The sequence below is a fragment of the Micromonospora deserti genome, assembly GCF_003236335.1.
In the GTDB taxonomy this organism is placed as follows: Bacteria; Actinomycetota; Actinomycetes; order Mycobacteriales; family Micromonosporaceae; genus Micromonospora; species Micromonospora deserti.
This window is the reverse complement of sequence record NZ_POUB01000274.1, coordinates 1-7,948: the sequence shown is the minus strand read 5'-3', so window position 1 is coordinate 7,948 and position 7,948 is coordinate 1. Positions and strand designations below refer to the sequence as shown.

General features: G+C 68.3%; 8 protein-coding genes and 1 pseudogene. 5 read left to right on the top strand and 4 right to left on the bottom strand.

All coding sequences use genetic code 11. The features are described 5' to 3' along the window. Positions 1-343: 343 nt before the first annotated feature. Both C1I99_RS26580 and C1I99_RS26575 read right to left on the bottom strand, forming a co-directional pair. On the bottom strand, positions 344-757 hold the full coding sequence (locus tag C1I99_RS26580) for a MarR family winged helix-turn-helix transcriptional regulator (protein ID WP_199562405.1): 414 nt from the start codon (positions 755-757) through the stop codon (positions 344-346). Between the two features lie 23 nt (positions 758-780). Beyond that, entirely contained in the window at positions 781-1,161 is a 381-nt protein-coding gene (locus tag C1I99_RS26575) for a hypothetical protein (protein ID WP_111136935.1), read from the bottom strand. 84 nt (positions 1,162-1,245) lie between these two features. Here C1I99_RS26575 and C1I99_RS26570 point away from each other — a divergent pair, with 84 nt between their 5' ends. From C1I99_RS26570 to merA, 5 genes and pseudogenes are all read left to right on the top strand, one after another. After that, positions 1,246-1,581, top strand: a complete 336-nt coding sequence (locus tag C1I99_RS26570) for a cupin domain-containing protein (protein ID WP_111136934.1) — start codon at positions 1,246-1,248, stop codon at positions 1,579-1,581. 214 nt (positions 1,582-1,795) lie between these two features. After that, a pseudogene (locus tag C1I99_RS26565) lies at positions 1,796-1,990 on the top strand (IS701 family transposase); the annotation flags it as partial. 143 nt (positions 1,991-2,133) lie between these two features. Continuing rightward, complete coding sequence (locus C1I99_RS26560; RefSeq protein WP_111136933.1) at positions 2,134-3,774, top strand: esterase/lipase family protein; 1,641 nt, start codon at positions 2,134-2,136, stop codon at positions 3,772-3,774. Positions 3,775-4,429: 655 nt separating this feature from the next. Next, positions 4,430-4,975, top strand: coding sequence for a hypothetical protein (locus tag C1I99_RS26550; protein ID WP_146604061.1), 546 nt, complete (start codon positions 4,430-4,432; stop codon positions 4,973-4,975). A gap of 341 nt (positions 4,976-5,316) precedes the next feature. Then, the gene (gene merA, locus C1I99_RS26545; RefSeq protein ID WP_111136927.1) at positions 5,317-6,708 is read left to right on the top strand and encodes a mercury(II) reductase; all 1,392 of its coding nucleotides are present in this window, start codon (positions 5,317-5,319) and stop codon (positions 6,706-6,708) included. A 332-nt stretch (positions 6,709-7,040) separates the two neighbouring features. Here the strand turns inward: merA and C1I99_RS26540 are convergent, their stop codons facing one another. Then, the gene (locus C1I99_RS26540) at positions 7,041-7,547 is read right to left on the bottom strand and encodes a DUF1440 domain-containing protein (RefSeq protein WP_111136925.1); all 507 of its coding nucleotides are present in this window, start codon (positions 7,545-7,547) and stop codon (positions 7,041-7,043) included. Beyond that, entirely contained in the window at positions 7,544-7,870 is a 327-nt protein-coding gene (locus C1I99_RS26535) for an SDR family NAD(P)-dependent oxidoreductase (RefSeq protein WP_111136923.1), read from the bottom strand. The genes C1I99_RS26540 and C1I99_RS26535 overlap by 4 nt, the downstream gene beginning before the upstream one ends. Positions 7,871-7,948 lie beyond the last annotated feature (78 nt).

Below are 7,948 nucleotides of genomic sequence, written 5' to 3'. Positions count from 1 at the left end.
GCCTGCGGAACTGGGCGGGCTGCAGCCCGGTGAACGGGAAGATCCACTCCGGGCGAGCCGCCGAGATCACCTGCACCCTGACATGATCCACCATGGACGCCCGACCGAGTTACGAGACGTCCCTTAGGAAGCGCCGTGCCGCTCGCGCTGAAACTGTGGATCTAACGGCACCTCTCTGCGTCAAGGCGTTGGCGGCAGAGGTTTCCGTGTTGTGGATCATGGTGCGGTAGACGACGTCCGCGGGCCCCGCACGATCGTGCAGCGACGTGGGCGATGGGGCGCGTCCGGCATCGTTCCACCAGCCTCCGTCGCCCTTCCAGGCTCAGTGGGGCGTTGACGTGGGTCATGTGTCCAACGCGTAGGACTGGTCGATCAGGTCCGTCATCGCCTGCTGAAAGTCGCGGCGCTGCTGCTCGCTCCAGCCTTCTGCCAGCCGGTCGAAGACCTTCTCTTGCCAGTCATGAGCTTGTTCCAGCAGGGCGTGGCCGGATGAGGTTACCGTCGCCTGGCGTCGGCGACCGTCTGTTTCCGATGCCTGCATAATCAGGTGCCCGGCCTCGGCCGCGCTCTTGATCAGTCGCGATGCTCCGCTCTGGTCTATGCCGATCTCGTGGGCGACAGCATTGACCGTTGCCGCGATCCCCCGCTGAGTCAGGGAGTGGACAGCCTCGACGACGATTACGAGCCGGCCTTGCTCGGCAACCTCGTGATCGCTGGCCGATGACCTACGCGACCAGTGCCGGACGAACGCAAACAATACTTGTCCCGGCCCTGAGCTGCTCATTCGGTGGCCGCCATCTCGCGGCAGATGTAGGCCAGCTCTAGCGCTGACTTCAAATCAGGCAGCCGGAGTGCGGCAGTGACCTTCTCTCGGGCTACCCGGAACACCGTCGCTACCCGAGTCGGGGCCTCGCTCTCAGGCCAGGTGGCGTCCTCCTCCACGACCATGAGACGCTCACTGACCGGATGCCACGACCGCGGGATCAGCTTGATCCCCGAGCGTTCCACCCACCCTGCGAACTGCTCCGGCGTAATCGGGCCAGCGCCCTTCGGACCCAGAACGACGACCGGATCACCGACCGCCCTCGCCGACCGCTCCAGGTCGCCGCCGTTCACGCTCGCGTGCCACTCGTTGATGGCTGCCTCCAGTACTGACTCCATGCCGGAATTCTATGCGAAACGCATACATATCTAGAAGTCGGAACTGTCAACAACCTCCTACCCCGCAACAACTAGGCTTCCGCCATGCTGATCATCGAAGGTGCGGGGGTGTGGACGCCGCCCGCCGGGGCGGCCAACGACTGGGTGGAGCACCTGAGGGTGCCGGACCTGTCGGTGGGAACGTACTGCATCCCGGCCGGCGGGCTCGACAATCAGAGCCCTCACACCGAGGATGAGATCTACGTGGTCACTGCCGGGCGGGCCAGGATCGTGACGCCGGACGGTACGGCCGAGGTAGGCCCGGGTTCGGTGATCTTCGTGCCGGCGGGCGAGGAGCACCGGTTCGACGAGGTGACCGAGGACCTGGCGCTGCTGGTGGTGTTCGGCCCAGCATACGGCTCGCGAATGGCGGGCCGGTGAGCCGTTAGAGCCTCGGTAGATAAGGCGTTCGGGCGTCGCCGGTCCTGGTACTCCAGCCGGGGATGGTGACCTCGGTCGAGTCGCAGCTCGCTGGCGCGCAGACGAGGGCAGCCACCGTCGATCGTGGACGGTCGTGTGGACTGACCATGACGCAGCGGTGGCTGCCGGATACAGGATAGACACCCAGCGATGGCGGGTGCTGTTCGACGACTTGATGCTCACTATCGGGCGGCGTTTCCGCAGGCCGGAGCCCCGTCATCGGGTGCGTGACTTCGTCCGGGGTTTGCTGGCGCCGCTGCCGCAGAAGAACTGCTGGACCATCGCCGAGCATGCTGGAAACGCGAGCCCGGACGGGATGCAGGACTTACTGAGCCGGGTGAAGTGGGACGACGCCGTAGCAGTTCTCGATCAGGTGACGGACCTCTTCTGTTGAAGCCGCGCGAATGTTCTGGTGCTGGGCGGGTACCCGACGTCGATCTTGTGCCTGATTTCGTGTCCGAGGACGGAGGAGGGCGGCGTTCCAGTCATCCGCGCCGGCAGGAGAGGAGGAAGATGCGTCCCGAGCGAGTACGTCTGCTGTGGCTGCTCGTGCTGACGGCGGTACCGGCGGCGGTCGTGGCGGGCGTGCTGGTGGCGGTCAACTTCACCTCGGCGTTCGGTCTGGCGCCCCAAGCGAGTGCGATCTCGCCGTACGCGTCGTTCTTCGACCTGCGCTGGGTGCTGGTGTATCACAACTCCTGGGCCATGTTCGCCGTCCTGTTGCCGGGTGTCATCGTGCTCCGCGGGCTGTTCGCCGCCGTGCTGATAGCTCTCGCCTGGCCGGCCGAGCGTCCACGGCCGTCGTTTCGCCAACTGTCCCGTCGTAACCTGGTCTACTCGGCGGTAGCCCACCTGATCCTCTTGCCGTGGGCGGCGATGGCCGTGGTCGCCGCGGACGTGTCGCTGGCATGGTTCGAGTTCATGGAGCTGGTGCCGTTGTTGATCCTGGCGCCGTGGCTGCAGCGGGGCGGTATCGTGCCGGGCTGGTGGCGCGGCCTGCCGTCGGCCGGCTTGGTCGGCTGGTCACTGCTCAACTTCGTGACCCTCACGCTGGGTGCCGCGCTCGTCTGGTCCGTCCCGGACGTGTGGACGGTGCCGGCGGCCGCCGCGACCGGCGTGGCCAACGGCCTGCTGTGGCAGCGCAAGGTGCGGGCCGCGGTGCTGCCCGAACGGGTGCGATGGGCCCGGGTACCGGTCGTCCCGCTGGTCGTCGCCGTGACCCTGGCCCCGCTGTTCTTCATCGACGAGATCGAGGCCGCCGGCACCCGCGGTGCGGGCCAGGCGACCGAACCTATTGCCCGGCTGTCGGATTTCGGGGACATCCGGCATACGGTGATCTTCCTCGGCGGCTACAACTCCGACTACCACGGCGAGCCGGAGAAGGCCGAACCACCCGTGGTGCGCTTTTCGTACCGGGGCACCGATGAGCAAGGCAGGCCGATGCCCTACTTGCCAGTCGACACGCACCAGCCCGTGCCCACCAGCGCCCACCTGCTCGCCAAGCAGGTGAAGCAGTTGCATACCCGTACCGGTCGGCCGGTGGCGCTGGTCGGACAGAGCGAGGGAGCACTGATCGTCCGCTACTACCTGGAGCGCATGCGGCACCCGGCGGTCGACTCGGCGGTCCTGATCAGCCACGTTGTGCGAGCCGGCCGGGTCTACTACCCACCGCCACAGGCCAGCACGGGCTGGGGCATCGCCACAGGTTGGCAACTGCGGGGCATGTTCGCGCTGATCGGCGTCGGGGCCAGACTACGAGACGATCCCGATGAGCCGTTCTTCCGCTCGCTGCTGGACGAGGCGCCGTTCTACCGCAATGAAATGCTCTGCCCGGTGCAGGGCGTACGGCTAATCGCGATTCTGCCGTTGAGCAACGCCATCACCGTCCCGGCGGAACTCAACGCGGAGATTCCCGTGGTCGAGGTAGTCGGCTTCCACGGTCAGCTGCTCCACCAGCCACACGTGCTAGCCCTCTTGGCCGACCACATCACCGGCAAACCGGTTCATCCCGACATCCGCTGGGAATACTCGGCCCTCGAATGGGCCGCCGGGGCGTGGCAGGCACCGCCCCTGCCGCTAGCGCTCAACCCAGCGTGGCACGCCGAGAACCAGCCCGACCGGGCGTTTCGCCGGCAACCCTGCCCGCCCACCTGAGCCAAACCGCATGATGTCTCATCGTCGAACGGTCCCACCGGTTTGCGTCACGGCGGCGAACCCGCTCGGCGGCTCCGGGTGAACCCGCCGGCCAGTGGCCATGGAATCGCGGGCACGAACCGGAAGACGTCGGCAACCGGCTGGGCACGGTGCTCGCGGACGCGGCCGTGACTATCGGTGTGTCCGGCGGGCAGCGGTCGGGTTTGGCCTCGGGCTGGCGATCGTGAAGCAACTCGTGCTGGACATCGGTGGGACCGTCGCCCTCGACGAGGCTCCATCGGGCGGCGTGGCGGTGCGTATCGCGCTTCGCGCCGTGACTCGTTTCTCGCCGTGAGGGTTAGTACTTTGAGCTGGTTGGCGCGGCGTTGGCTTCCCCCCCGGCCATCCTCAAAATCCGCGCCATCGGCGAACGTGCCGTCGCCACCCTCAAAAGCTGCAAGGTCCTGGCCAAATCCGCTGCTGTCCCCGACGTGCCAGGCGATCGTCCAGGCCGTCCTCGCCCTACATCACGTCCAGAGCAGCCACAACCGACGATGAAAAGCGTTCGATAGAAGTGATCTACCACCCAGGCCACCACCGGAGACAGGCTCCAAAGCCTGACGGCCTCATGGCCTTCACATTTCACCAGGCCCGACATGCTGGATGGTCGGCCCTGATGGAGGCGTTGACGGATGCCGGGTTTGTGGTAACGGCGCTCCAGCCGATCAAGGGGGAAAAATATCAACTCTTTTTATTGACAGCAGTGCCGGGGCGGAACAAAATCCACCAAATCAGGATTTTCAATAGACTACCAAGGAGGAGAACCATGTTGCGCAGGACTCTGGTGCTGCTCACTGCTGCCCTGACGCCTCTCTGGATGTTTGCTTCACCGGCGAGCGCCCACGGGGAGGGCCACGCGCCGTCGGCTGATGCTTACTGGGACGGCGTGATCTCGGCGATGGCGATCTTCAACCCGGACGGCGAGTGGCTGCATGCCTGTGACATCCAGAAGGACGGTCACCGCGCGCGTGCCTACTTGAAGTGGGTCCGGGCCGACGGTGGCTGGGCCTACGCCTCGGTCGACGACACCGACGGTGCCAACGGTAACTGCATGAGCCTCAACCTCAGTCTGACAGAGGGCAAGGCGGTCTACGTGAAGGCGTGTGTCAGCGAGGGCTCTAAGGACCTCAGTTGCAGTGCCTGGGAACACGGACACGCGTAGCCGCACACGGTCAGCCGGCGCCCGCCACTGCGTTCGCCGTTTGCAAGCCGGATATGTCATCCACGTCCGAGACTGACCTGTCACGCCAGTCCCGAGACCGACAAGTCGAGCCCGACATCGCCGGTGGCCGGCTGTTCCATCCTGTGCCCTGAACCGTTCGGTAGGAGGCCGCGGCCCCGGCCTGGTAGCCCTCCGACCTGATGCGTCTTGTCGTGGTCCCCGTGAGGGCCGCCAGCTGTCCGAACCGCAATGCCGGTCACCTCCTCCGCCTCTCGGCCTTGCCCTGCGCTGGAAGGTCCAGACTGGTCCGGTAAGGGCACGGTGACCAGTGGAGGCAGCTCATGGACCAGGACTGCGACGTCGATCTGGCGGTGGTGGGCTCTGGTGGGGCGGCGATGGCCGCCGGGATCGCCGCCCGGCAGGCCGGCGCGAGCGTGGTGCTGATCGAACGGGGTGTCCTTGGCGGGACCTGCGTGAACGTTGGCTGTGTGCCGTCGAAGGCGCTGCTGGCCGCCGCCGGCACCCGACACGCCGCCCTGACCAACCCGTTCACCGCGGCGTCCACCTCCGCCGAGGGCGTCGATCTCGCAGCGCTCATCGGGCAGAAGGACGAGCTGCTCGGCCGGCTGCGGCAGGCCAAGTACGCCGACGTGGCCGCCGCCTACGGCTTCGAGGTCCGTACTGGCCAGGCCCGGTTCGTCGACGGCGACACCCTCACCGTCGACGGTCGGCCGCTGCGCGCCCGCGGCTACCTGATCGCCACCGGCGCCGAGCCGGACCGCCCGGATCTGCCCGGCCTCGACGAGGTGGAGTACCTGACCTCCACCACGGCGATGGAGCAGTCCGAGCTTCCCGAGTCGCTGGTGGTGATCGGCGGTGGGTACGTCGGCATGGAGCAGGCGCAGCTGTTCGCCCACCTCGGCACCCGCGTCACCCTGGTCGGGCGGTTGGCGCCCCGGGCTGAGCCGGAACTCGCCGCGGCGCTGCGCGCGGTGTTCGCCGACGACGGCATAACCGTACTGGCCGAACACGCCACCGCCGTGCGGCGCACCGCCGGCGGGGTGCAGGTCGTCACCGAGTCGGATCGGCGGGTCGGCGGGCAGCGACTGCTGGTGGCAACCGGCCGCCGAGCCCGCACGGACAAGCTGGACCTGGCCACAGCCGGGGTGAGGATGGACGAGCGGGGATTCGTCATCGTCGACGAGGCGCAGCGCACCACCAACCCTCGCGTGTACGCAGCAGGTGATGTCACCGGCGCCCCGCAGTACGTCTACGTCGCCGCCGCGACCGGCCGGGTTGCCGCGGTCAACGCCCTCGCCGACGACACTGGCCGAGCCCGGGCCCGGGTCGACTTCACCGGCCTGCCGTCGGTGGTGTTCACCCGCCCGCAGCTCGCCTCGGCCGGACTCACCGAAGCCGACGCTCTCGCCGCCGGGCACGACTGCACCTGCCGCGTCCTCGACCTGGCCGACGTGCCGAGGGCGCTGGTCAACCGCGACACTCGCGGCGCGGTGAAGGTCGTTGCCGACGCAGCCACCGGCCTGGTCCTCGGCGTGCACGCTCTGGCCGACGGCGCCGGGGAGATGATGCTGGCCGCCACCTACGCCATCAAAGCCGGGATGACCGTTGATGACATCGCCGAGACCTGGGCGCCCTACCTGACCATGGCCGAGAGCCTGCGGATCACCGCCGGAACGTTCCGCAACGAGCTGCCGACCTCCTGCTGTGCCTGACCACCCGGGCGGCGCCCACCGTAGCTCCACCACCACCCGGCTGCCGCCGTCGCGGTCCAGCACCTGGCCATGCCCAGCATCCCGCCGTCGGCCGCCTCACACCTGTAGGCGACCCGCTGGGCCGCTGCAGCTGCTCCACCCGCCACGTGTGTCGAGGTTGCGTCCCAGCACCAGCGATACAGCGACGGCCTCCTTGTTGGCTCCTGCGCCGCAGTGCAGCTAGTCCCAGTTCAGCCCGCCGCCCGGCTGCTCGGGCAGCGACGTGGTGGTGACCGCGACGCCGCGTAGGCGCGCTGCCCGGGGACTGACGGCTGGCGCGGGCGCCGGACGGTTCAGGGTCGCCGGCGCAGCAGTGCCCAGCCGGTCTCCACGGTGGCGGCCACTACCAGACCGAGCACGAGGTGCCCGGCCAGCCCGCGCAGGTGGGCTACCGGTGGGTACGCCTGCGGCGGCGGGGTGAATCCCAGCAGCGGGTTGAGTGCCTCATCGAGCACGGCGTACAGGCCGATCGCGGTGGCCAGCCCGGCGCCCCACGGGGAGAGCCGGGTCGCACGGCGCAGCAGCATGTACGCCGGCGCCGCGGCGATTCCGAGCGCGTAGTGCATGGCCGTACCGGCCTTGCTCACCGTTTCGTCGCTAACCTGGACGCCCAGAACCCCGGCGATCTTGCGGGCCGCCACATTGTAGGCCACCCCGTAGCTGACCTTCTGCTCCTGCTGTTTGGCGTCGTCGCTCTGCGCCTCGTAGATCTTGGTGGTGACCGGGTCCATGGCCCTGGTGGCGATGATCCCGGCGACAGCGCTCAGCGCGCCGTCGGCGACGAGTGCGCGTGCGGTCATGGTGTCTTCTCCTTCTCGTCAGGACCCGCGACGGCGAGTCGTACCGATCGAGGGTTGCGCGCGGACGGGCGCCACGCGCTTCGCGCCGTCTCGGAGTACGTGACCGCGGTCATCCACTGGTGCTCCTGCAATCGCCAGCCCGGCCCTACCAGCCCACGCACCTCGGGGAGCGCGGCCCGCAACCCGTCCTCGCCACGGGCCAGGACCTCCACGTCATAGCCACAGCGCGCGAACTCCCCCACCACCGCCCGGCCGATGCCCGCCGACGCACCCGTCACCACCGCGGTGCCACGGCCGGATCCGCCGGACGCCGAACTGCTCACCGCTCACCTCCTGCCAGCCCCACCGCCAACACCCGAAGGGCAACCTGCGGCGGCAATCGGCCAGCCCAGGCCCGGCCG

Coding starts and splice junctions, on each gene's coding strand:
- C1I99_RS26575 (WP_111136935.1), bottom strand. CDS start 1,161: ATGGAGTCAGTACTGGAGGCAGCCATCAACGAGTGGCACGCGAGCGTG.
- C1I99_RS26570 (WP_111136934.1), top strand. CDS start 1,246: ATGCTGATCATCGAAGGTGCGGGGGTGTGGACGCCGCCCGCCGGGGCG.
- C1I99_RS26560 (WP_111136933.1), top strand. CDS start 2,134: ATGCGTCCCGAGCGAGTACGTCTGCTGTGGCTGCTCGTGCTGACGGCG.
- C1I99_RS26550 (WP_146604061.1), top strand. CDS start 4,430: ATGGAGGCGTTGACGGATGCCGGGTTTGTGGTAACGGCGCTCCAGCCG.
- merA (WP_111136927.1), top strand. CDS start 5,317: ATGGACCAGGACTGCGACGTCGATCTGGCGGTGGTGGGCTCTGGTGGG.
- C1I99_RS26540 (WP_111136925.1), bottom strand. CDS start 7,547: ATGACCGCACGCGCACTCGTCGCCGACGGCGCGCTGAGCGCTGTCGCC.